23 protein-coding genes, 3 tRNA genes and 1 riboswitch are annotated in these 24,575 nt (G+C 36.2%); of the genes, 6 read left to right on the top strand and 20 right to left on the bottom strand.

Going from position 1 to position 24,575, the window contains the following annotated elements; all coding sequences use genetic code 11:
• Positions 1-426: 426 nt before the first annotated feature.
• The 9 genes from MHB61_RS07380 to MHB61_RS07420 all read right to left on the bottom strand — a co-directional run bounded on the left by MHB61_RS07380 (position 427) and on the right by MHB61_RS07420 (position 7,851).
• A tRNA-Pro gene (locus tag MHB61_RS07380) sits at positions 427-500 on the bottom strand.
• Positions 501-804: 304 nt separating this feature from the next.
• Positions 805-878: transfer RNA gene (locus tag MHB61_RS07385), tRNA-Arg, on the bottom strand.
• 141 nt (positions 879-1,019) lie between these two features.
• Complete coding sequence (locus tag MHB61_RS07390; protein ID WP_004255771.1) at positions 1,020-2,138, bottom strand: polysaccharide deacetylase family protein; 1,119 nt, start codon at positions 2,136-2,138, stop codon at positions 1,020-1,022.
• Positions 2,139-2,259: 121 nt separating this feature from the next.
• Positions 2,260-3,414: an N-acetyldiaminopimelate deacetylase gene (locus MHB61_RS07395; protein WP_004255772.1), complete on the bottom strand. Its 1,155-nt coding sequence runs from the start codon at positions 3,412-3,414 to the stop codon at positions 2,260-2,262.
• Positions 3,415-3,550: 136 nt separating this feature from the next.
• A complete protein-coding gene (gene dapD, locus MHB61_RS07400; RefSeq protein WP_004255773.1) occupies positions 3,551-4,321 on the bottom strand; it encodes a 2,3,4,5-tetrahydropyridine-2,6-dicarboxylate N-acetyltransferase in 771 nt (256 codons plus the stop codon).
• Positions 4,322-4,530: 209 nt separating this feature from the next.
• Entirely contained in the window at positions 4,531-5,142 is a 612-nt protein-coding gene (locus MHB61_RS07405; protein WP_010905259.1) for a thiol-disulfide isomerase, read from the bottom strand.
• A gap of 23 nt (positions 5,143-5,165) precedes the next feature.
• Positions 5,166-5,966 (bottom strand): energy-coupling factor transporter transmembrane component T family protein, encoded by an 801-nt coding sequence (locus MHB61_RS07410; protein ID WP_137016384.1) that lies wholly within the window; start codon positions 5,964-5,966, stop codon positions 5,166-5,168.
• On the bottom strand, positions 5,966-6,832 hold the full coding sequence (locus tag MHB61_RS07415; RefSeq protein ID WP_004255782.1) for an energy-coupling factor ABC transporter ATP-binding protein: 867 nt from the start codon (positions 6,830-6,832) through the stop codon (positions 5,966-5,968). The genes MHB61_RS07410 and MHB61_RS07415 overlap by 1 nt, the downstream gene beginning before the upstream one ends.
• A 185-nt stretch (positions 6,833-7,017) precedes the next feature.
• Positions 7,018-7,851: an energy-coupling factor ABC transporter ATP-binding protein gene (locus tag MHB61_RS07420; RefSeq protein WP_004255784.1), complete on the bottom strand. Its 834-nt coding sequence runs from the start codon at positions 7,849-7,851 to the stop codon at positions 7,018-7,020.
• A 143-nt stretch (positions 7,852-7,994) separates the two neighbouring features.
• Here MHB61_RS07420 and MHB61_RS07425 point away from each other — a divergent pair.
• Positions 7,995-8,082 (top strand) — tRNA-Ser (locus MHB61_RS07425).
• Positions 8,083-8,149: 67 nt separating this feature from the next.
• Here the strand turns inward: MHB61_RS07425 and eno are convergent.
• Positions 8,150-9,418: a phosphopyruvate hydratase gene (eno, locus tag MHB61_RS07430; protein ID WP_003131198.1), complete on the bottom strand. Its 1,269-nt coding sequence runs from the start codon at positions 9,416-9,418 to the stop codon at positions 8,150-8,152.
• A 78-nt stretch (positions 9,419-9,496) separates the two neighbouring features.
• Positions 9,497-9,569: riboswitch (Fluoride riboswitch) on the bottom strand.
• A 140-nt stretch (positions 9,570-9,709) separates the two neighbouring features.
• On the opposite strand from eno, the gene MHB61_RS07435 reads away from it, so the two are divergent.
• Positions 9,710-10,216, top strand: coding sequence for a DUF2325 domain-containing protein (locus MHB61_RS07435; RefSeq protein WP_003131197.1), 507 nt, complete (start codon positions 9,710-9,712; stop codon positions 10,214-10,216).
• 108 nt (positions 10,217-10,324) lie between these two features.
• Here the strand turns inward: MHB61_RS07435 and nrdG are convergent, their stop codons facing one another.
• Both nrdG and nrdD read right to left on the bottom strand, forming a co-directional pair.
• Positions 10,325-10,930 (bottom strand): anaerobic ribonucleoside-triphosphate reductase activating protein, encoded by a 606-nt coding sequence (nrdG, locus tag MHB61_RS07440; RefSeq protein WP_025016575.1) that lies wholly within the window; start codon positions 10,928-10,930, stop codon positions 10,325-10,327.
• Positions 10,927-13,170 (bottom strand): anaerobic ribonucleoside-triphosphate reductase, encoded by a 2,244-nt coding sequence (nrdD, locus tag MHB61_RS07445; RefSeq protein WP_003131195.1) that lies wholly within the window; start codon positions 13,168-13,170, stop codon positions 10,927-10,929. The genes nrdG and nrdD overlap by 4 nt, the downstream gene beginning before the upstream one ends.
• Positions 13,171-13,513: 343 nt before the next feature.
• On the opposite strand from nrdD, the gene MHB61_RS07450 reads away from it, so the two are divergent.
• A complete protein-coding gene (locus tag MHB61_RS07450) occupies positions 13,514-14,833 on the top strand; it encodes a LysM peptidoglycan-binding domain-containing protein (RefSeq protein ID WP_003131193.1) in 1,320 nt (439 codons plus the stop codon).
• A gap of 38 nt (positions 14,834-14,871) precedes the next feature.
• Here the strand turns inward: MHB61_RS07450 and MHB61_RS07455 are convergent, their stop codons facing one another.
• The 5 genes from MHB61_RS07455 to MHB61_RS07475 all read right to left on the bottom strand — a co-directional run bounded on the left by MHB61_RS07455 (position 14,872) and on the right by MHB61_RS07475 (position 17,886).
• Complete coding sequence (locus MHB61_RS07455) at positions 14,872-15,156, bottom strand: hypothetical protein (protein ID WP_003131192.1); 285 nt, start codon at positions 15,154-15,156, stop codon at positions 14,872-14,874.
• Complete coding sequence (locus MHB61_RS07460; protein WP_003131191.1) at positions 15,153-15,701, bottom strand: DUF6036 family nucleotidyltransferase; 549 nt, start codon at positions 15,699-15,701, stop codon at positions 15,153-15,155. Before MHB61_RS07460 ends, MHB61_RS07455 begins: the two co-directional genes overlap by 4 nt.
• Before the next feature lie 118 nt (positions 15,702-15,819).
• Positions 15,820-16,332 (bottom strand): cysteine hydrolase family protein, encoded by a 513-nt coding sequence (locus MHB61_RS07465; RefSeq protein WP_043991118.1) that lies wholly within the window; start codon positions 16,330-16,332, stop codon positions 15,820-15,822.
• A gap of 179 nt (positions 16,333-16,511) precedes the next feature.
• Positions 16,512-17,357, bottom strand: coding sequence for an aldo/keto reductase (locus MHB61_RS07470; protein WP_137016386.1), 846 nt, complete (start codon positions 17,355-17,357; stop codon positions 16,512-16,514).
• Positions 17,358-17,421: 64 nt separating this feature from the next.
• Positions 17,422-17,886, bottom strand: a complete 465-nt coding sequence (locus MHB61_RS07475) for a GyrI-like domain-containing protein (RefSeq protein ID WP_003131188.1) — start codon at positions 17,884-17,886, stop codon at positions 17,422-17,424.
• Positions 17,887-18,099: 213 nt separating this feature from the next.
• On the opposite strand from MHB61_RS07475, the gene MHB61_RS07480 reads away from it, so the two are divergent.
• The 3 genes from MHB61_RS07480 (at position 18,100) to MHB61_RS07490 (ending at position 19,934) form a co-directional block, all read left to right on the top strand.
• On the top strand, positions 18,100-18,576 hold the full coding sequence (locus tag MHB61_RS07480; protein WP_003131187.1) for an S-ribosylhomocysteine lyase: 477 nt from the start codon (positions 18,100-18,102) through the stop codon (positions 18,574-18,576).
• Between the two features lie 187 nt (positions 18,577-18,763).
• Positions 18,764-18,931 carry a hypothetical protein gene (locus MHB61_RS07485; protein WP_003131184.1) on the top strand — a complete coding sequence of 56 codons (168 nt, stop codon included), beginning with the start codon at positions 18,764-18,766 and terminating at the stop codon, positions 18,929-18,931.
• Positions 18,915-19,934, top strand: a complete 1,020-nt coding sequence (locus MHB61_RS07490; protein ID WP_137016388.1) for a Gfo/Idh/MocA family oxidoreductase — start codon at positions 18,915-18,917, stop codon at positions 19,932-19,934. Before MHB61_RS07485 ends, MHB61_RS07490 begins: the two co-directional genes overlap by 17 nt.
• 45 nt (positions 19,935-19,979) lie before the next feature.
• On the opposite strand, the gene MHB61_RS07495 is transcribed toward MHB61_RS07490, so the two are convergent.
• From MHB61_RS07495 to MHB61_RS07505, 3 genes are all read right to left on the bottom strand, one after another.
• Complete coding sequence (locus MHB61_RS07495) at positions 19,980-20,633, bottom strand: YcjF family protein (protein WP_340817522.1); 654 nt, start codon at positions 20,631-20,633, stop codon at positions 19,980-19,982.
• Positions 20,634-20,729: 96 nt separating this feature from the next.
• Positions 20,730-22,607 carry an ABC transporter ATP-binding protein gene (locus MHB61_RS07500; RefSeq protein WP_058221459.1) on the bottom strand — a complete coding sequence of 626 codons (1,878 nt, stop codon included), beginning with the start codon at positions 22,605-22,607 and terminating at the stop codon, positions 20,730-20,732.
• Positions 22,604-24,439: an ABC transporter ATP-binding protein gene (locus MHB61_RS07505; protein WP_003131178.1), complete on the bottom strand. Its 1,836-nt coding sequence runs from the start codon at positions 24,437-24,439 to the stop codon at positions 22,604-22,606. Before MHB61_RS07505 ends, MHB61_RS07500 begins: the two co-directional genes overlap by 4 nt.
• Positions 24,440-24,575: the final 136 nt, after the last annotated feature.

Genomic DNA, 24,575 nt, shown 5'->3' on the forward strand with positions numbered 1-24,575 from the left:
TCAACTTTTCTATTATACCAAAAATCCTTATTTTGTCAATATTTTTCACATTAGAACAAGTGATTTAAATAAAAAAACTCATCTGCAAGAGATGAGTTAGAAAATCAAGAGATTAGGATTCAATTTTAAGTAATTTAAAATTCCTAAACAAAAATTATTTTTCTTCTTTTTTAGCTTCTGGTTTTGGTGCAGTTCTTACGCCTACTGCGTTGAAATGTTTTTTACCGTTACGTTTACCAAATTTATGTGATTTATATGCCATGATGGCTCCTTTCATTTAATGCTCGCTTTTAGTAATTTTCTAAACTCACATTATCACTTGAATTTTATCATATCTTGATAACACTTTCAAGAATTATGGAAGATTATTTAATTTTGACATCAAAAAAACTCATCCACGAAAGATGAGTTAGGGTTAGTCGGTAATCGGGAAGACAGGATTCGAACCTGCGACACCTTGGTCCCAAACCAAGTACTCTACCAAGCTGAGCTACTTCCCGTAGCTAATATTAAATTTTTGAAACTTCTTTGTTCAGTATCTCCACTTTTAAAAGTACTTGTAAAGTAAATTTGCTTCGCAAATTCCTATCCACAGCCTCAAAGCATGCTTTGAGCTCTACCAAGCTGAGCTACTTCCCGGACATGAAGTGCTTGACGCTTTAGCGTTTAGCAATTCAGTTCTTCGCGCTTATCGCGAAGTTCCAAATATTATTTTAGAATTTTTAAATTCTTACCGATACTTCTCTCATTTTATCTAAAATATCAGTATCAAACAAAAAAATGACTTTCGCCATATTCTGTTTATGCAAGCGGTAGGATTCGAACCTACAACCGCCTGATTCGTAGTCAGGTACTCTATCCAGTTGAGCCACGCCTGCGTTTCTCTCAAACGACTATATTAGTATATCAAGTTTCCCATAAGTTGTCAAGAATAAACTCATTGGATATGAATTTTTTAGAATAAACCTTCGTTAAAGACGAATAAAAAGAGTAGAATCACTTCTCCTCTTCTTATTTTATTATCTACCAAAATAAACTTGTTGAGCCTTAGCTCCCCCATCTTGTACTGTTAGCAAAGTGCTGACCGTTACAAAGGTATAACCTTGTGCTTTCAAATTTTTAATAATCTGTGGCACCGCATCTACTGACCATTGATGAATATCATGCATTAAAATGATTGCTCCATCATGAGCGTAAGTCGAAACATTTTGAACAACTGGAGCACTTGTACGATAACGCCAGTCATTAGTGTCAACAGTCCAATTAACTGCACTTAAATTTGTTTGACTTAAAACAGATTTATTATAACTTCCATAAGGTGGACGGAAGAGTGTTACGTTTTTACCTGTAATTTTATTAATTAACTGATTTGCACTCTCAATTTCTTGCTTTTGTTGGTCTGGTGAGAGTGTTACCAAGTCTTTATGGTCCCATGTATGCGAAGCGACTTCATTTCCTCTATCAGCTTCTTCTTTAATAATTTGGGGGCAGGCTTGGGCTTGTTTTCCTAAAGCAAAAAAGGTTGCTGGAACTTGTGCATCTGATAAAATTTTTAATAATTGAGGGGTCGTATTAGGGTTTGGTCCATCATCAAAGGTCAAGGCAATCAATTTTTTATTTGCATATTGATTTTGAACGTTCGCAATACGCTCCGCTTCTTTTTGACGTTCAATAAGTATTTGTTTGTCAGCATTTACTTGTTTTGCCAATGCTTCTTTGTCTGATTTCTCATATGGAGCCTTTAATAATTCTAAAGCCTCTTCAGAGCTTTTTATTCCTTCTTCACTTATATTTTCATGGGCTTTTGCAACAATCTGGTTCACTTTGTCAATCTCTGACAAATAGTTTGTCAATTGGCTCATTGATTTATCTAAAGAAGTTTTATCTTTAACATGAAGCTTATCAATTAACTTATGAGCCTGTTCAATATCGTTTGCTTTTCTTGAATCATAGGCCTTGTCTTTTGCATTTCTCGCCTCATCTACTTGTTTTTCATAAGCAATTTTTTGCTTTTGAACTCCTTGATCATAATAATAGGTTCCTACTCCCGCTACCACTATTAATAACGCACCTATAAGCAAGGTAAGCTTCCAAAAAGCTTTTTTTGCTCCTTTTGATTTTAATCTTCTTTGTTTCATTATTCTTCCCTAAATAACTTTTATCATTTCAAAAAAGTTCAATTGTAACAATTTAACTACTGAATGATTTAAAAAACTCTATCCTCCTATCTTAACATATCCATTCTTAAGATTAAAGCCATTAATTTATTGTTTTTTCACCTTCTGATAACCTATTAACTTTAAATTGTAAAAATTGGCTAATTGTATCAACAGCAAAATTGAGAACATGCTCGTCTGGATTCATTTTTTGTGAATGAAGGGGAGCATCACTATCAATTCCTAACCAGAACATGACTCCAGGAATTTTGCTCAAAAGGTAACCAAAATCTTCACCAGTCATGGCTGGAGCGATGTCAATAAGATTAGCCTTAGTTTCTTTTTTGAAAAATTCCATCAGTTCTTTAGCAAGTTTAGGATGATTTTCAACTGGAAGATAGCCGCCTTGTTTAAGTTTAAGCTCAATTTCCATGTTAAAAGATTGCGCGATTCCATTTGCAAGTTCTCTTAAACGTTTTTGAGTCAATTCATTGACTTCTTGGGTCAGACTCCGGATAGTTCCATGTAAAAAAGCACGTTCAGCGATAATATTATTCGTTGTCCCAGCCTCCATTTTTCCAAATGTAACCACTGCTGAAGCTAACGGATCCACATTACGGCTTACAATCGTCTGAACCTGAGTGATAAAATAAGCGGCTGCTACCAAAGCATCATTTGCTGTGTGGGGAAAAGCAGCATGTCCTCCTGTTCCAATAAAGGATAATTCAACTTCACAAGTCCCTGCAAAAAGTGTATGCTGATTCGTAGCGATATCACCTACTTTTAAATCTGGTCTGACATGTAATCCATAAAATTCATCAGGAAGCCAATTTTCAAATGCTCCAGCATCATACATTAATTTTCCGCCCGCTTCATTTTCTTCAGCAGGTTGAAAGAGAAAGAGGAGATTATCTCTTGGTTGGCTTTCACTCATTTTTTCCAATAAACCAAGAGCAACGGTCATGTGAATATCATGTCCACAAGCGTGCATTCGTCCATTTTTACTAGCATAAGGTAAATCAGTTAATTCCTCAATAGGCAGACCGTCAATATCTGTTCGCCAACCAATTGTCTTTTGACTCTGACTTCCTGCTAGATAAACTAGAATACCGGTTTGCCATGTTCTTACTTGTATAAATGGTTTATTTTGAGTCAGTTCTTGAATAATGGCTAGTAAATACTTTTGAGTTTCGTATTCTTCAAGACCAATTTCAGGAATTTGGTGAAGCTGCCGTCTGATTTCGATTAAATTTATCATATTTTTTCCTCATTACTAAGCTAAATTTCAATCTTTTTTATTTATTTTACTCTTTTTTGGCTGTATATTGCTCTTTTTAGCAAAAAAACTTTTGCTAAGATTAACAAAAGTTCAGAAATAAGCTATTTCTTTAATTTTACAAATTTCTAAGGGCATCTTCTAAAGCCGTTTTTTGTTGTGTTTTTTCATCTATTTCTTTGATAATTCGAGCTGGAACACCCGCAACAACAACGTTTTCTGGAACATCTTGGGTAACAATTGCCCCTGCTGCAACAACAGAACCTGAACCGACTTGTACTCCTTCGATTACAACAGCATTGGCTCCCACAAGGACATTATCCCCAACACGAACAGGTTCAGCACTTGCAGGCTCAATAACACCAGCCAAAACAGCTCCAGCACCAATATGAGAGTTCTTACCAACCGTCGCACGGCTACCCAAAATTGCCCCCATATCAATCATTGTGCCTTCACCAATTTCAGCTCCGATATTGATGATAGCCCCCATCATAATGACCGCACTATCGCCAATAGTTACTTGGTCACGAATAATTGCTCCTGGCTCAATTCGAGCATTGATTTCTCTGGTATCAAGGAGAGGAACAGCTGAATTTCGGCCTTCAAGTTCTAGGGTGTAATCTTTATTCTCAGTCAAGCCAGAAAGCAATGGACATACTGCTTGCCAATCTCCAATGATAATTTTTAAGCTGTAATGTGTGTGAAAATCTCCCAGAACTTGGATTCCTTTATTGGCTAGTGCCTTAAAATTTGGACGCCCATTTTCAGCAAGAAAACCAGCTGCTTTAAAACTAGGCATTCCTGATAAGGTTACCTTGACACGTGTTTTTTTCTCAGCGTTCCCGATAAATTGAATTATTTCTTGTGCTGATAGTTTTTGTGCTTCCATTTTTACTCCATTCTAGGGCCATTCAGTTATTGATGACACTTTATAGGCCTTTTTATGATTCTGTCAGTAAAAATTTACTGACAGAATCATTTTACCTACAATATTATTGTTCTATATTATAGCAAATTATCAAATATTTGGAAAATTTTCAATTCTGCTTAAAGAAAAAACAGCCGAAACTGTTTTTTTACTGACAGAACTGTCAGCATTTATTTTATAAACTCAGAAAGACTTTCTTTCTTTTTATCAAATTTGATAAAAGTTCCGTCAGCACTTCTCTTCATAAATGTTGGAACGGTTTCTACTTCGTGAGCTTTACGAATCGCTTGTAATTCTGGATTGAGGTCTGTATTTTCTGTGTCAACGTAATAAATCATTTTGTCAGCATAGTCAGGAAGAGCCTTAACAAATCTTCTGGTCCAAGGACAAGTGACACGTCCAAAAAGTACAAATTGGCCTTCTGTCAGCTCTGACAGACGTTCTGGCGCAAGTGGAATTAGTCCTTTTACATTTTCAAAAAATTCAGTGCGCATTTCTCCAGTGTAAGGTCTTTCGACCCATTCACCAATAACAATAAAGGTATTGTCCTCAGGAGCAATAAAAGAAAACATGAATCTTCCATCAACAGCTGGCGTAATTGGACTCACAGGAAGTCCAAGTTCAATGATTTTATCATGAATTTCATCAATTGTTTCTACTGAAATTGCTAAAGTTTCAGGATTTGGGTCATAGGTTTCATTGAGTGCTACTTCATCTTCCAAACCTAATTCTTTCCAAAAAATTTCTGCATTTTCCAAGCTATTTACGTTTAAAGTAATCATTTTTTCTCCTCTTGAGCTTTTATTTAGGAAACTTTTGACCATAAAATAAGTAAAATTGTCATTATGATAATAGATACAACGAGCAAGCTATCTCGCATTTTCCATTTGAGTTGACGGTATTTTGTACGTCCATCTCCCCCTTGATAGCCTCTGCTTTCCATTGCGACTGCTAAGTCATCCGCACGGCGGAAAGAACTGACAAATAATGGAATTAAAATTGGAATGACTGATTTAATTTTTTTCAGTAAATTTCCTTCGCCAAAATCCATTCCTCTGGCTTTTTGAGCATTCATAATCATTGTTGTGTCATTCATTAATGTTGGAATAAAGCGTAAAGAAATAGATAACATCAAACCTAATTCGTGAACAGGGACTTTGATTTTTTTCAAAGGTCCTAAGCCTTTTTCGATTCCATCAGCCAAGGTCAATGGTGGCGTGGTCAGCGTCAAAATTGTTGACATAAAAATAATCAAGACAAAACGAAAGAAAATATAGACGGCATTAATCAAAGATTCTGTGGAAATTTTGATAAACCATAGACTAAAAATGACATGTTGACCATTAGTAAAAAGCATTTGGAAAATAACTGTGAACAGAATTAAACCAATCATTGGCCGTAGGCCTTTTAAAAAATAGGAAACTGAAATCTTGGATAATAAAACACCCGCTAAAGTGTAAAGCACTAAAAGAAGATAACCTAACCAATCATGAGCCAAAAAGATAATGACAACAAAAGCAATCATCACCAAAAGTTTTGAACGCGGGTCCATGCGGTGAATGATACTATCACCTGGAATATAACGTCCCATCAGCATATTTTGCATCAGTTTTCACCTCCTGATTTTACTGACAGACTTGTCAGTAAATTAACAAGTTCAGCTCGTGTGATTGGTAATTTTTCAAAAGTATAGACCCCTGTTTTTTGAAGTTGGTCAGCAAAATGAGTCGCTTTTGGCACTCCCAATTCATGTGCTTTCAAAAAATCAACTTCTTGAAAAACATCTGACGGAGTACCGCAGCTGATAATATGTCCTTTTTCAAGAAGATAAACATAGTCAGCATAATCGGCCACGTCATCCATTAAATGAGTGACTAAAACAACGGTTTGACCCGTTTGATGAATACTCTCAAAAAGTTTCATCATCTCAATTCTAGCTTTTGGGTCAAGGCCCGCTGTTGGTTCATCAAGTACCAAAACTTCTGGTTCCATCGCGAGAATCCCAGCAATGGCCACACGACGCATTTGTCCTCCTGAAAGTTCAAAAGGAGATTTTTCCCAAAATTCTTTTGAAAGACCGACCATTTCCAGTTTCTCAGCAGCAATTTTCTCAGCTTCTTCTTTTGAAATTCCAAAGTTTTGTGGTCCAAAAGCGACATCTTTTAAAACCGTTTCTTCAAAAAGTTGGCTTTCAGGAAATTGAAAGACTACACCTACTTTTTTGCGGACAGGTTTAATCTCTTTTTGTTTACTTGTTGAAGTGACAACAATATCACCTACTCTAACCGTCCCTTGTGTAGGTTGCAACAATCCATTCAGATGTTGCAAAAGTGTCGATTTACCAGAACCAGTATGCCCAATCAAAGCCGTGTAACTTCCTTTTTTGACTTCTAAATCAATGTCAAAAAGGGCACGACTGGCAAAGGGACTGTTGGGCTGATAAGTATAATTTACTTTTTCAAATTTAATCATTTTTCTTTTTTCTCAAATCCAATAATATCCATTTTAATGACAGAAATTCTAGCATACTAGAATTTTATTAAGTCACCGATTCAAGGACTCTCATTAATCGCCTTGAACTGACAGAAACTTCATTTATCCGCCAATTTCACACTCACGTTAATCGCGTGTAACTGACAGAAATTCTGTCAGTAAATTTAGCGCAACTTATCAGCCAAAAGCTCTACCAATTCGTCTTCTGACAGATACTTTTCTGGTAAATCAAAGCCATTTTTTCGCAGGTCTTTCATTAAATTTGAAGAGAAGGGAACATCTAGTCCAATTTCAACCATATCCTCACTCGTTGCAAAGAGTTCAGACGGTGCCGCTTCCTTAATTATTTCTCCTGCTTTCATCACTAAAATTCGGTCAGAGCTTGCTGCTTCATCAAGGTCATGAGTAATAGATAAAACGGTCAGTTGATATTTCTCTTTAATTTCATGAATCACGCGCATAATCTCTTGACGCCCGGTCGGATCAAGCATTGAGGTTGATTCATCAAGAATAATGATTTCAGGTCGCAAAGCAATAATTCCGGCCACAGCTACCCTTTGCTTTTGTCCACCAGAAAGTCTCGCGGGTTCGCGGGTTTTGAAATCAAGCATATTGACAGCAAGCAAAGCTTCGTCAACCCGTTTAATCATCTCTTCCCGTGGAATTCCTTGATTTTCCATACCAAAAGCGACATCATCTTCAACTGTTGCCCCAACAAATTGGTTATCCGGATTTTGAAAAACCATCCCAATCTTTCGACGAAGATTCCAGACATTTTCAGCAGTCAAAAGTTCTCCATCAATTTTGACTTTTCCTTCAAATTCTTCAAAAAGACCGTCAATCAGTCGAGCAGTTGTCGATTTACCAGAACCATTTTGGCCAATAATCGAAACCCATTCCCCTTTTGTAATCGAAAAGGAAACCCCATTAAGCTGATTTACATCGCTTTCTTTTTCATATTTAAAAACTAAATTTTCTACTTCGAGAATTTTATTCATAGCCCTTATTATACCAAATTTTAGACACTTTTAAGCATTTAGTTTTATATTTCTACTAAAAATGACATTCTTTATCGCCAAAACAAAACATTCAAAAGTCATTGCTAAACGAGAAGGGATTTTGTTATAATATTAAAGTAATCGGAGAAGTGTCCGAGTGGCCGAAGGAGCACGCCTGGAAAGTGTGTATACGTCACAAGCGTATCGGGGGTTCGAATCCCCTCTTCTCCTTTATAAATTCACATTCTTAAAAATAAAAAAACATTAATTATAAAAATTAATGTTTTTTTATTTTTATCTATCCTGGAAAACTAGCAAGAGCTACATCTTTTCCTAATTCTTCTTCAATTCGCAAGAATTGATTATATTTTTCAACCCGTTCACTTCGAGCCATTGAACCTGTTTTTATTTGGCCAGCATGCATGGCTACCGCAAAATCGGCAATGTAGCTATCAACTGTTTCACCTGAACGATGAGAAATCATTGTCTTATAGCCTGCTTTTCTCGCTAAACTAATGGCTTCAATCGCTTCAGTTACTGTTCCGATTTGATTAAGTTTAATCAAAATAGCATTTGCTACACCTTTTTTAATTCCTTCTTTGAAAATTTCAGGATTTGTCACAAAAATATCATCACCTACTAATTGAATTTTTTGACCTTGAGCTTTCGTTTGAGCTGCAAAGCCCTCCCAGTCATGTTCAGAAAATCCATCTTCAATAGAAATAAGTGCTGGATATTTTTCAACTAAATTTTCATAGTAAGTCAATAGTTCTTTAGAAGTCAATTTTTGCCCTTCAAAACGATAAACTTTTTCTTTATCATCATAAAATTCACTTGAAGCTGGGTCAATGGCAATCGCAATTTCTTCACCAGGAACATATCCTGCACTTTCAATTGCTTGATAAAGTGTAGCAATTGCATTTTCAGTAGAACCAAGTTTAGGGGCAAAGCCACCTTCATCACCTACGGCTGTTTCTAGCCCTTTGTCAGCTAAAATTTTCTTCAGAGTATGGTAGATATTTGCAATTTTTTCTAAACCATCGCGAAAACTTTCCCGTTTGACTGGTGTAATCAAAAATTCTTGAACGTCAATTCCTGAATCGGCATGTACTCCACCATTAATGACATTGAAAAATGGTTGTGGAAGTTCCAAATCAACTCCACCAAGATAGCGATAGAGTGGAATTTTTTCACTATTCGCTGCCGCACGAGAAATGGCCATTGAAACCCCTAAAATTGCATTAGCCCCTAAACGAGATTTATTTTTTGTCCCGTCAAGCTCAATCATCAAATGATCTAATTTTGCTTGATTAAATGGTGATTGTCCTTTCAAGGCTTCATAAATTTCGCCATTGACATTTGCGACGGCTTTAGAAACGCCTTTCCCTTGAAGACGGTCTCCACCATCTCTTAATTCAACTGCTTCACGGTCTCCAGTTGATGCTCCTGAGGGTACTGCTGCGCGTCCTAATGTTCCATCTGTTAATCTAACATCTACCTCAACGGTTGGATTTCCTCTAGAATCAAAAATTTCTCTTGCGTGGATGTTTTCGATTGTGACTGTCATAATAAATCTCCTTTTCTTTGCCTTTAATGCCTTGTAAGTCAAAGAAAAAATGGCAGACTACAAGGCAAAAAAAGACTTTGCTTTGTAGGCGCCATTAGATTCAAGCTATTTCTTGAAACGGTTTCGGGTGTGCACCATACCCATCTACTATTAATTTACCACTTTATTTTTATGAGGTCAAATTTTTGAAACTTATATTTAAAAAAATACATTTATCATTAAGCAAAATTGTGTTATAATCACTATAATTCGCTCCTGTCAGTAAAGACAGAGCCATCAGTAAGGAATAACATGAAAACACTACTTGTTCTATGTGAAGTTAAATATTGGCATGATTTTAGAGAGGGCTTGGCAAAAGTTGGCGTTTCTTTTCTTGGTTTTGATAAGAAAAAACCTAATCGATTTGAGATTGACCAACTTGTTGCCAAAGCTGATTTCGTCGTTATGAGAAACCGCAATGTGGCTCATCATTCAGTTCAATTTGCTAAAGAAGCTTGTAAAGCAACCGATACACCTTTTTGGATTAGTAGTAATTTCGGTTTAGAAACCATTATCAAGCAACTTTCTCAAACTTTTCCAGATGAATCTTTTGAAAGCACCGACGAAAATAAGAAAAGCAAAAGAAAAATTGAAAATAGAGTTATACAAAAGCAAAATTATTTAGCCGAAAGTGCCCAAAGCAAAGAAAGTCAAAATTATTTAAAAGGAAAAAAGAAACATCTCCCTCTAAAATCGGCGCTAAAAGATTTCAAAATTACTGACGACGAACCAGATTTTACAAAATTATTTAAAAAATAAGCGCTGACGCATTTGTCAGTGCTTATTTTTAGTGACAGAATTTCTGTCAGAAGATAGCCGTTGGCACTTTAGCGCTTACGGATATACTCAAATGTCCATCAGTAACTTTTAAATTAATTTTTCTTTATGAATTTGTTCAAAAGTTTTTTCACCATCATTGAGTTTTTCCCAAATGACAACTTGTCCTTGTTTTCGAGATTTTGGTACATCGATAATCCGCTGATTTGATGACCCACGGAATTGGAGCATTAAGTTTTTCTTTGATAATTCAAAACGACCGTCAACTAAAATATCTAACAAATCAAGCATTTCTAATTTGTCATCTGTTTCAAGCAACATCTCTTCCCATGTATAACCTGTCCATGACCAAATATCTTTATCCGGTAACTCACGACGAATCCGTTTGAGCAAAGGAATCAAAAATGTCGTATTCAAGAAAGGTTCCCCACCAAGAAGCGTCAGTCCTTGGACATAAGGCTGAGCAAGGTCAGCCATAATTTTATCTTCAAGCTCTTTGGTATAGGGCGTTCCATAACGAAATGACCAAGTGGCTTGATTATAGCAGCCCTCGCAATGAAACATACAGCCACTCACATAAAGTGAGCAGCGCACCCCTTCACCATCAACGAAATTGAAGGGTTTATAATCTGCAATATAATTTTGTGAGAGTTCATCAGCTCTCCATTCTCCTGGTTTTGGATTGTTCATACTTATTTCTCCGCAAAATATTTTGATTTCGCTTCGTCAACTTCGACTGAATCAATTAAATTTCCATCGTTCAAAGCTCCGACAGAACCATTCATATGTTTTACACGTGATGAAATTTCTTTGTGACGACCATGAACCATTGGACGTGCTTGCGGATTTCCAAGATATCCACAAGTTCTTTTGACAACGTCACAGGTTTTAGGATCATCATTGCCACATTGTGGACATTTAAATCCACGTTCCGTTGCCGCAAAATCTCCTTCAAAGCCACAAGCATAGCAGTGGTCAATTGGTGCATTTGTTCCAAGATATCCAATACGATCGTAGGCAAAGTCCCAAACTGCTTCAAGAGCTTTCGGATTTTGTTGAAGAACAGGATATTCACAGTAATGAATGAATCCTCCATTGGCATAAACAGGATAGTCTTTTTCAAACTCTAATTTTTCAAATGGAGTTGGATTTTTACGCACATCATAGTGGAAAGAATTAGTATAGTAATCTTTGTCAGTAATATCTGCAACTGAACCGAATTTTTCTTTATCCATTCGGCAGAAACGGTCAGTTAAACTTTCTGACGGTGTTGAGTAAACAGAATAATGATAACCAGAGGCTTTAGACCAATCTTCACAATCTTCATGCATTCGTTTCACAATTTCAATTGTAAAAGCTTTAGCTTCAGGATTATTTTCCCAAGTTGGGCCATAAAAAGTAGTCGCCACTTCATAAAGTCCAATGTAACCTAAACTTACAGTTGAACGTTCTTTATTGTACAATTCATCAACTGAACCTTCGGCATCAAGGCGTCCCAATGCACCATTCATAAAGAGAATAGGTGCATTTTTAGGTTGTGCTTCTTTAGCACGTTCAACACGAAAGGCAAGCGCATCATGAGCAATTTCAATTCTTTCATTGAAGATTTCCCAGAATTTTTCTTTATTTCCAGCGGCTTCAAGAGCAATACGTGGAAGATTAACTGTAACAACTCCAAGATTATTACGTCCAGCAGTCACGTCATTCCCATTTTCATCTCTCCAGCCTTGCAAGAATGAACGACAACCCATTGAAGCTTTAAATGAACCTGTTAATTCAACAATTTTATCATAGCTCAAAATATCAGGGTACATCCGTTTTGTTGAACATTCAAGTGCAAGTTCTTTGATGTCATAGTTTGGTGTCCCTACTTCGAGGTTAAGTCCACGTTTGAGTGTGAAAATTAATTTAGGGAAAATGGCAGTACGGTGTTCTGAACCTAAACCACCAATCCGGACATTCAAAATTGCTTTTTGAATTTCACGCGAATACCAATCGTCTCCAAGACCAAAACCAACCGTTACAAAAGGCGTTTGACCATTTGAAGTAAACAAAGTATTAATTTCATATTCTAAAGATTGCATTGCATCATAGATATCTTTGGCTGTTTTTTCACGAGCATAAGCTTCTTGTTTTTCAGCACCATCAATCCATTTTTGTGCATCTTTTAAATGTTTTTTATAATTTAATTTCGCGTAAGGCGCCAATACTTCATCGGCACGGTCAAATGAACAACCACCATATTGTGAACTAGCCACATTAGCGATGATTTGACTGGCTTGCGCAGTTGCTGTTTGAATTGATTTTGGCGAATCTACTTGCGCATTTCCAAGTTTAAAACCATTTTCAAACATATTTTTAAAGTCAATCAAACAACAGTTAGCCATTGTAGTAAATGGACTATAATCAAGGTCATGATAATGAATATCACCCTTTTGGTGAGCGTTTGCCACATGTGGCGGAAGAAGTTTCAAACCAATTGCTTTGGAAACCGCACCAGCTGTCAAATCACGTTGAGTATTGAAAACGTTAGAATCTTTATTGGCATTTTCATTAACGACAGTTTGGTCGCGATTAATTAATTTTTCAATCGTGAAATTGATATCCGTTGCTTTGGTACGGGCCAAATCACGGTTAGCACGATAAGAGATATATTCTTCAGCCAATTGAGTTTCACCAGACTCAAGGAGTTCTTGCTCAACAATCGATTGAATTTCATAAATTTTGACATTTTCAGAAAAACGAGTAAAGATTTCACTGACTACTCTGTCAGTAAGTTCTGAAAGAACCGACATATCTGTCAGTTCGACTTTTTTAGCCGCTTTAGTCAAAGCATCAAAAATTTTCTCACTGTTAAATTTCACTGAGCGTCCGTCACGCTTTATCACATTAATTTCTTCTAGTGTTACATCTTGATATTTTACTTCACTTTTCATATTAACCATCCTCTTCAATTACATCATCTATTTTATCAAATTCTCGGAAATGACACAATATATAGGTTAAATTATGTAAACACACACAATATCTTGTGTTGCTTGTTTTCGTTCCCTTTTCTCAATTTCGCAAAGCAAAATATAATCTCTTTGTATTTAAAATGTAATCATTGCGTCTTAAATCAGACTTTTTCTCTAAATTTTCACATTTTCTAGCCAATATAAAACATTAAATAAAAAACGTTTACAAACCGCCACATAATTGTCATCTTTTTCTTCCATTAACCGTGGTAAAATAGGGTAGTACTTATTTTATTCTGTATTTTCAGGAAAGGAATTATTTATGCCAGTTTCTCGTATTAAAGTTAAAAATAGACATTTAAAAAAGAAAGCCAAAAAACCACTGGCTTTTTATAAACCAGCGACCAAATTTGCTGGCGCTGTTCTCATTGCAGGAACTTTGACGACCACTCATGAGCTTTTGCTCCAACAAACAAGCCCAATGGTTCAGGCTGCAACCAATTCGACAGAAGCTTTTATTGAAAGTATTGCTGCATCAGCAAAACCAGTTGCCGATAGTAATGGTCTTTATCCTTCAGTTATGATTGCTCAAGCTATTTTGGAAAGTAACTGGGGTTCAAGCCAACTTTCTCGTGCCCCCTATTATAATTTATTCGGTATTCAAGGAACTTATCAAGGAAAAAGCGTTGTTTTTAAAACTCAAGAATATCTCAATGGTAAATGGGTCACAAAAGATATGCCATTTAGGGTTTATCCTTCCTTTAATCAAAGTTTCCAAGACAATGCTTATGTTTTAAAAACTACAAACTTTGGAAATGGTCCTTATTATGCTAAAGCTTGGCGAGCAAACGCGGCAACTTATCAAGCTGCAACCGCAGCTTTAACAGGAAAATATGCAACTGACCCTAATTATGGTGCTTCCCTGAATCGAATTATTTCTCAATATAATTTGACTCGTTTTGACGGTGCTTCTTCTGCTGGTACTTCTAATTCCGGTGGTTCAACAGCTACAAATACCAATAATAATTCAAATACAAGCTCAACCACTTATACAGTTAAATCTGGCGATACACTTTGGGGAATTTCGCAAAAATATGGAATTAGTGTTGCTCAAATTCAAAGCGCAAACAATCTTAAAAGTACAGTCATCTATATTGGGCAAAAGCTTGTATTGACAACTTCAAGTTCTTCGTCTAATGCAAATAGTTCAACTTCTTCAGGAAATTCTGCCGCAACTACAACGCCTACTACTTCGGTCACTCCTGCCAAACCAGCTTCACAGACGACGATTAAGGTTAAATCTGGTGATACGCTTTGGGGACTCTCTGTCAAATATAAAACGACGATTGCTCAACTCAAGAGTTGGAATCATTTGAATTCTGATACAATTTTCATTGGACAAAACTTGATTGTTTCACAATCTGCCGGTTCTTCAAGTTCTTCAACAGGTTCAAGCTCAGCCTCTACGAGTTCAACTTCTAACTCTTCTGCAGCTTCAAATACCTCTATCCATAAGGTTGTTAAAGGAGATACACTTTGGGGACTTTCACAAAAATCTGGTAGCCCAATTGCTTCAATTAAGGCTTGGAATCATTTATCAAGTGATACCATTTTAATTGGTCAATATCTTCGTATTAAATAAATTGTAATTTATAAAATATAAAAAGAATGAAAGTTAATTCATTCTTTTTTTAATTCTTTTAAAACAGACTGAAGATGAATCGATTGAGTCGGTTCAGACATGCCAACAGTCATTTCCCAAGGTGTTGTTTCTTTTTCAAGCGCGAGTTCAAGAAAAACGCGTTGAAAAGAAGTTAATTCTTCAGAACTCATTAAATAATCAATATCTGTTTTTGAAAGTAAAATTTTGTCCCGTTGAATCACTTTATTTAAATAACGGACCCAAAGTTCTAAATTCCATTTAGACTTTTGAGCAGCATTCAGGAGATATTCAATCCACGTCATTGCAATAACCTCAGTATTTTTGGATTTTTTCGTAAATAATTTTTTAAGGCTTCTTCGCCATAAGCTAAACTAAAAGCCTCTAAAATGACCGCTGGGTCTGCTGAACCATCTGTATGTTTAAATCGTTCTAAGAGAGGATCTGGACTTTCAATTTTTAATTTTTTCATTATTTTTGCGATGTCTGGAACATCTTTGGTTCGGCCAGCCTGTATTTTATCGATAAGAATAGATTCGAGTGATGACAGACCAACAGTCAAATGACTTTCCACAAAAATAATTGTTTCATCTGTTTTTGAATGAGACATGACTTCGCCGACTGCTTGACTCAACCAAGGTTCATTAGAGGTTCCGACATGAAATTCTTCACCAATTTCTTGAATGATTTTTTCAACTTTTTCGGTACTTTCATAAAAGGCATCTATATCCTCTGTTGCCTTCATTCCATAGTATTCAAGGACGAAACCACCAACACAATGTAAGTGAAGTTGCAAATTTTCTTCTGAAAGTTTTTCGTTCAAGCGGGAAAATAATTGATGATAATCCAAATTTATACCTCGCACTCACCTTCAAAATTTTTCTTATTTCTCACTCCATTATCAATTATCATAAGGATTTTGTCAAGTTGAAATTACTGACAGACCTGTCAGTAACTTTTTACCAAAATTAGGCATTCGTGATTTCTATTTGACAAGAACGCATTGTTTCAAGTGCTGCCAAATGTTTTTCAGGTGAAACTCCAGCACAGCAAGAAGCATCAACACTTATTTTTACTTCTGGCGCATAGGCTTTGATTAACAAGGCATTGGAAACAACACAAATATCCGTACAAATTCCGACAAGTTCAACTTCATCATAATTTTCATCTCGAATAAATTCTGCCAATGTTCTGGAACCAAAAGTTGTTTTTTCAAAAATTTTAGCAAAGCCAACTTGAGCTTCTTTACGAATTTCCCAACCAAAAGTACCATTTTGACAATGAATAACTGGCAGATTTTTGCCTTCTTGTGCCGTTAAATAATCTTCAAAATGGGTGTCTTGGGTTGCTAGACGATTTTCTTTAGAATATTGAGAGAGCTTTTCAATGACATTTGAGATAATGGCTTGTGCCTCTTTTGTGCCCAAACTTCCATCAATAAAATCATTTTGAAAATCAACTAAAACAAGTGCTTTTTTCATCATTTCTCCTTGATATTTGATCATTTTTCTTTATTATAGCAAAAATCTTATAGCAAAAATCTAAAAAGCCTGTCAGCAAAATTTTACTGACAGACCTTTTTTAAATTACTGACCAAATTCTCTGCTGTCTTTTAAGAGATGTAAACAATCTGTCAGTAAAATATGTTCATAATTATTCTTTAGAAATCAACTTCATCAGGGTTTTTAGCCAAACCAGCTTTTCCATGAAGGCTGTCAATAAAAGCAATATCTTCAATACTTAAATCAAAATCAAAGATTTCTGCATTTTCTTTAATTCTTGCAGGGGTTACTGATTTAGGAAGTGGTAAATATCCTTTGTGAAGAGACCAACGTAATACCACTTGAGCAATACTCTTGTTGTATTTACTTGCCAAGTCTGCAAGTTCTGGAACTTCAAAGATTTTACCTGTTCCAAGTGGGCTGTAAGCCTCAGTCAAGATATTGTTGTCAACATTAAAACTTACAATTTCTTCTTGTTGATCACTTGGGTTGACCATAATTTGGTTAACTGCTGGTTTAATTTCAGCAAATTTCAACAATGGTTTTAGGTGACGTGGGTGGAAGTTTGAGACACCAATTGCACGGATCTTACCAGCTTTTACGCCTGCTTCCATGGCTTTCCAAACTGCAAGATTACGTGTTTCAAAATCAGGGCGGAATGCTTTAGGATTTGGCCAATGAATGAGGTACAAATCAACATAATCAAGTCCCAATTTTTTCAAGGATTCATCCAAGGCTTCCGCAGCGTCCTCTGTTGTTCCTACACCCCAAAGTTTTGTTGTAACGAAAAGTTCCTCACGGGGAATTCCTGAATCAGCAATTGCTTGACCGACTGATTCTTCATTTTTATAAACTGCCGCTGTATCAATATGACGATATCCTGCTTCAAGTGCTGCTTTTACCGCATTATAAGCTTCTTCTCCGCTCGCAGATTGCCAAGTTCCAAAGCCAACTTTTGGAATTTTAATGCCATTGTTTAGTGTGTAAGTGTCTGTTAATGTCATGATTTTTTCTCCTTAGTAATTTTTAAAATACAACAATTCGTCATCAATGAAACTATTTGGACTTTTATATTCTTTCAATTGGAAACCATAGTTCTAACTCTTCAGGATTTTCTGCTGAAATTGATTGATGTTCTTGTACTGCTCCAACAATTTTTAAATCATTTTGAGTTAAATAATTCCACATATCTGAATAAGTCTTGTTCATTTCATAAGTTGTTGTTTCAACAACGAAATAACGAAAGCCTGGAAGTGTCCATTTAGTCCAATTTTCAGGCTTTTGCACTGAATTTTCAACTTCAACGCCTGCCAGATAGAGTCCACCATTATTCCATGGTTTAAATTGCCCTGATTCATCAGACATGGCCCCCCAAATTGTGAGTGGCTGCTTAATCAAATGAATAATTTCCTCAAAAGCGTTGGTTGCTTCTTGCCAGAGTGGTGGAATCCAAATGTCAGCTTCTTGTGCTTTACCTAAGCCTTCTTTTCCAATGATGGAGAAAGATGACTTTTCAACTTCTCTGATGTTCACTTCCCCTCCTCACTCTTTTTGACAATGATGTTTCTTGCTTTTTTAAGCAATAAGGCTTCTTTTGAAACCGTTATAAAGTCATTTTACCACTTTATAATTAAAATGAAAAAATATTTCGCTCAAAAAATGATAGAATAGAATTAGAATTTAAAATAAAGGAGGAGATACTAACAAGGCTGACTTTTATCAGCTGAGTTTTGTATCCTATATCTTATGGCTGAAGTAGAATCTTTTCAATTAGACCACACAAAAGTACTTGCCCCTTATGTCCGCTTAATCGGTAGCGAAACTGGGCCTAAAGGCGATGTTATCACTAATTTTGACGTTCGTTTTGTTCAACCTAATGCGAATGCCATTGGAATGGCCGCTTTACACACTATTGAGCATAGCATGGCTAGTTTAATTCGCGATAGAATTGATGGCATGATTGACTTTTCACCTTTTGGATGTCAAACTGGTTTCCACATGATTATGTGGGGTGAACATAGTTCAGAAGAAATTGCTAAAGTAATTAAATCTTCTCTAGAAGAGCTTGCAAGTGACGAATTTGGTTGGGATAATGTCCCTGGTGTTGCTGAAAAAGAATGCGGAAATTACCGTAATCACTCACTTTTCGGTGCTAAAGAATGGTCTAAGAAAATTCTTTCTGAAGGAATTTCTACTGACCCTTACGAACGTAAAGTAATTTAAAGTTTATTCTAAAAGTTCAGCATTTTTAAATTACAAGTGCAACTTCATTTCCTTTAGTAAGGAATTTAATCGGTCAAATTTTTACTGACAGCTCTTGTCAGTAACTTTTTGACTTTTATCAGTCAAATCCACTTAGAAAGGAACTGAATTCAGTAGGCACTTTACTTACTGAAACCTAATTTATCTTATGGGAAAATATCAACTTGATAATAAAGGACAGAAATCTGTCGGAAAATTTCACGAAAAAAACTCAACGGTAGGCGGAAAAGGCATTAATACAAAGAATGCCACTCAAGCTAAAATTGAAGCCCTCCGTGCCAAAATGGAGAATAAAAAGAATGACAAAAAAGCTTAATATTGCCTATGTTGGTTTTGGTAAATCAACAAATCGCTATCATATTCCTTACGTGAAAGAACGTGAGAATATTGTGATTAAACGAATTGTCAACCGGACTTTAGGAAAACGTCCTGAACAAGCAGAATTAGAAGCAAATGGAACTTTGTTCTCCACTGACATCGCTGATATTATTAATGATGATTCAATTGATTTAGTAGTCATTGTGACTCCAGCTTTTGCTCACTATGACTATGCTAAGGAACTCCTTTCAGCTGGAAAAAATGTACTCTGTGATAAACCATTAGTCGAAACCTTGGAACAAGCTAAAGAATTGGTAGCTCTTGCCAAAGAAAAAAATCTTTTCTTCATGCCTTTCCAAAATCGACGCTTTGACAGCGACTTTTTAACCGTCAAAAAAGTGATTGAGCAAGGTTATTTGGGTGATTTGGTAGATATCACTGTCAATATGGACCACTTTAGACCTAATGATGCCAGTCAAGGTGGAACTTTTGATGGCGCTTGGTATGGTCACGGTGTTCATTTAGTGGACCAAATGGTTTCACTTTTTGGCACTCCCAAAGAAGTTCAATATGATATTCGAGCAACAAGAGATTATGACAGTGTCGATGACTATTTTTCTGTCAATCTTCTTTATCCAAACTTGCGAGCAACTGTTGCTGCTACTGAAGTCGCTGCTCTACCACATCCAAAATGGCTTGTTTATGGTACGAGAGGAACTTTCATCAAAATGGATGTTGACCAACAAGAAAATGATTTAAAAGTTGGCATGTTCCCAGGTGATGAAGGTTTTGGGCAAGACAGTCCAGCTGATTTTGGGCAACTTACCTATTTCAATCAAAATGGTGACCGTATTGTGAAACATATTCCAACGGTTGCTGGTGATTATGGTAGAGTTTATGATTCAGCTTATGAATCAATTATTAATGGAGCTGACAAGTTGGTTTCCGATGAACAAATTTTGGCTGTCATTAAAACTTTGGAAAATGGTTTTTCTAAATAATAATAAAAAGACTTATCAACTGATAAGTCTTTTTTTACTGACAGCCTATTTTTTCTTATTGGCTTTTTGTAATTTACTGACCAAACCTTTGAATTGACCTTCAAAAGTCAGGACATTATTGAAAATATCTTCGCCATCATTAAGCATTTTGACAGTTACCCAGCCTAAGGCTTCTGTAATTGTTGTTGCCACTGTGGCATTAATTGCTCCACCTGCAATTGTTCCCACCGCTGGAATAAATTTTAAAACATTCCCTACAAGGCTTCGACCTAAACCAACAACAACTAATTCCTTAGTGATTCCTTTTGCCAATGCTTCTGACCAAGAAGCCCCAAATATCTTATAAAGTCGCATCATCATTGTCAATTGAATCGGAACAAGCAAGACGGCATCTGAAAAAGGGATCGGTGAAAAGCCAACAATTGCCGCCGTCAAGGTAGCGAAATGAATGGTTTCATGGCATTTCCTTCGCGTTTGACTGTCCACTCCAATCAAAAATTCATCAAAGAGGTGGTCAAATTTCTGAGAATTGCTAGCTAAAAACTGCTCTGCTTTCGCTTTTGAAACAGTTAAAGAAGAACTGATTATTTTTGCGGAACGAGCAGGCATTTTTTTGAGCACTTGATTAAAAAACTCCTCAAAAGCTGCATTGCTTTCTTGATCATTTTCTTTTATTTTCTTGTCTGATTTTTTAAACATTATCGCTCCTTCTCGCCTATTTTTAACTCATTATAACAAAATAGGCGCTTAATAAACAAAAAAATCAATCAAAAAGAGACTGATTTTTTCGATATCTTATTTTGCAAATTGCGAATTATAAAGGCTGGCATATAATCCGTTTTCTTTAAGGAGACTTTCATGGTTCCCCATTTCCACAATATTTCCATTTTCCATAACCAAAATCTGATTGGCATCACGAATAGTTGATAAACGGTGAGCAACGACAAAGCTTGTCCGTCCTTTTAATAGACGATTCATCGCTGATTGAATTAGGCGCTCCGTTCTTGTATCTACACTGGATGTGGCTTCATCCAAAATCAATATTTCTGGATTTGCTAAAAAGGCACGGGCGATGGTTAATAACTGCCTTTGACCCTGAGAAATATTGCTTGCGGCTTCATTCAAAAGGGTTTGATAACCTTGAGGTAAAGCGGTGATAAATTCATCAGCATGTGCCATTTTAGCTGCTTGAATCACTTCTTCTTGTGTTGCTTCAAGACGACCATACTGTAAATTATCCATAATTGTCCCTGAGAACAACCAGGTTTCTTGTAAAACCATTGCCATTCGTCCACGTAATTGTTCACGGTTAATTTCGCGAATGTCTTTTCCTTCAAGTAAAATTTTTCCCGAAGTGACATCGTAAAATCGTTCGAGCAAGTTAATCATTGTTGTTTTACCTGCTCCAGTTGGTCCCACAATGGCAATCATTTGCCCAACTTCAACGGAAAAATTAACATCTGTCATTAAGGATTGATTTTCATTATAAGAAAATGCGACTTGGTCAAAATTGATGAAATCAGTCTTGTCAGTCGCTCCTAAATTACTGACAGCTTTTTTTGAACTTTCGTCAGCAACTTTTTCACTGACAGGAATTCCGTCAGTCATTTCTTTTTCATCTAATACTTCAAAAATTCGTTCGGCTGACGCAACTGTAGCCTGAATGGTATTGAGCATATTCGAGATATTTGTGATTGGCTGTGCAAATTGATTGGTATATTGCAACATGGCTTGAACATCTCCGAGATTAACCGTCCCTGAAATAACTTTAAGACCACCAATTACGGCCATGGCTAAGTAATCTAAATTATTGATAAATCGCATGGTTGGATAAATCAAAGTCGATACAAATTGAGCTTTCCAAGCTGATTTATAAAAATTATCATTTCTTTTTGCGAATTCTTTTTCAGCTGAGGCTTCATGATTGAATGTTTTAATGACCGCATGCCCTGCATAATTTTCTTCAATTTGGTCATTCAATAATCCCAGATTTTTTTGTTGTTCCGCAAAGAATTTTTGCGATAAAGGTGCGACAATCCTTACCGTAATCATTGCCAAAGGAACTGTGATAAAGGCGACGAGTGCCAACTGCCAAGAGATGGTCAACATGAAATAAATAGTTCCAACAAATTGCAAGAGACTTGTGATAAGCTGAATCAAAGTTTGATTTAAAGTCCCTGAAATATTATCCATATCATTTATCATTCGACTCATGATATCCCCATTACTATGGCTATCATAATATGAAACTGGCAATTTTTTCATTTTGTTTTTAAATTCACGACGTAAAGTATAAACTGTTCGTTGCGAAATGCGTGTCATAATGCTTTGTTGCAAAATCCCAGAGATAAATGAAATCAGATAAATGACCATGACATAAAGCAAAATAGATTCGACCTTAGCCATGTCAATTTGAATTGCGGTATGATTTTTTAGACTTTTTGTTACGCCATCAAATATCACTGTGGTTGCATTTCCCAAAATTTTGGGTGCCTGAACCGACAAAATGACTGACAGCGAAGCAATTAAAATTGAAAAAAGAAGTCCCCATAAATCTCTGCGCATATATTTGAAAAGTCGAATAATCGTTGGAAAGAAATTTTGAGCTCGCCGACCTTTTTGAAAACGGTCAGCCCCTTTGCCACCTCGATTGAGATAATTTCCTCTCATCATTGGTCATCACCTCCTCTGGCGGTCAAATGTGCAATTGAAACACCCATCTTGACCAAATCATCATCCGAGAGTTGAGATTGCATTGTTTCTTGATATTGCGGACAGGATTTTGCCAAACTTTCATGAGTACCAAGTCCTGCGGCAATTCCATTTTCTAAAACTAAGATTTGGTCAGCTGACATAACGGTTGCGATTCTTTGAGCCACAATCACCTTGATTTTATTTTTATGTTTTTCCGAATGATTAATAGCTGTTCGTAATTGTCTGTCAGTAGCAAAGTCCAAGGCCGAAAATGAATCGTCAAATAGATAAATTTCTGCCTCTTTAATCAAGGTTCTAGCAATCGAAATTCTTTGTTTTTGACCACCAGAGAAATTTGCGCCATTTTGTTCGACCGCCAGCTCAAGTCCACCTTGTTCACGAACGAAATCAGCAGCTTGTGCAATTTCCAAAGCTTGCCACATTTCTTCATCTGTTGCATCACTTTTCCCAAATTGAAGATTCGAGCGGACAGTTCCCAAAAAAAGTTGAGCTTTTTGTTGCGTAAAAGAAACTTTTTCATGCAAGTCATACTGTGAAATTTGGCGAATATCAGTACCATCAATTGTGACACTTCCATTTGTTGGGTCAATTAATCTGGCAATCAAATTCAAAATCGTTGATTTACCAGAACCAGTCCCCCCAATAATTGCTAAGGTCTGACCAGCTGCTACATTTACTGACAAGTCACTTAGCGCTTGTCTTTTTGCTTCATCAAATTTGAAAGATACATGATTAAGAGCTAGAGAATTGCGGACAGAATTGCTTTCAGACAACTTGTCATTTCCGTCAGAGGATAGCCGTTGGCGCTTTAGCGCCTCTACGGATATGCTCGAATTTTCATCAGTAATTTTATCTTTAGATTCTAAAATTTCTCGAACTCGAACAGCTGAAACCTGAGCTCGTGGCACCATGACAGCAACTGCTGATAATTGCATAAATGACATCAAAATCTGTGTGGCATAGGTCAAAAAGGCAACTAATGAACCCATTTCCATCATATTTTTACTGATAAGATGAGCGCCAAACCAAACAATTCCAATATTTGTAAAACTGAGAATAACTGTCATAATTGGCATTAACATCGCAATCGTCGTCAAAACCACTTGACTGGTATGTGTCAAATCACGGTTAGCCTCATCAAATTTATCAATTTCATATTGGTCTCGTCTAAAAGCACGAATCACCCGAACACCAGTCAAGCCTTGTTGAAAAATCAGATTAATTTTATCAACTTTTGTTTGCATTGACCGAAACCGTGGCATGGAAATAGCAATATTAATAACGACAGCCAAAGTTAAAATAGGCAGGGCAATCAAAAAAACCAGCAGTAAATCATGTGATAATTTCCAAGCCATGAAAATAGAACCAATGAGCATCATTGGCGCCATGAGCATCATTCGTAACATCGTTTGAAAGACATTTTGCAATTGAGTCACATCATTTGTTGTACGTGTAATTAAAGTTGCATCACCAAATTCCTGAAAGTTGCGCTCGTCCATGAATAAAACTTTCTTAAATAAATCATGGCGTAATTTTAAGCCCAATCCTTGAGATTGTTTGGAAGCAAAATAAACATTTCCAATTGCCGAAAGCCAACTGGCCAGAGAAACGAAAAGCATAATTAGACCCATAAACCAGATATATTTCATATCAGATTGACCAATGCCTTTATTGATAATATTCGCTGTAATCGTTGGAACCCAAAGATTAGTCACAACTTGAATAACTAACAAAAAAAGTGCCCAAAATACAGGCCAAAAATTTAAATATCGCCTTCCAATCGTTAGCATAATTTCCCCTTTTCTCCAGAAACTACTCTTAGTAGTTTCTCTTTATTTTTCTTAGTTTTCATTCAAATATTATAGCACTTTTATCAGAAATTAACAGAAAAGTTACTGACAGAATGATTAATTTAGTAAATAATTT

The sequence above is a fragment of the Lactococcus sp. FSL K6-0773 genome (assembly GCF_038006485.1).
In the GTDB taxonomy this organism is placed as follows: Bacteria; Bacillota; Bacilli; order Lactobacillales; family Streptococcaceae; genus Lactococcus; species Lactococcus lactis.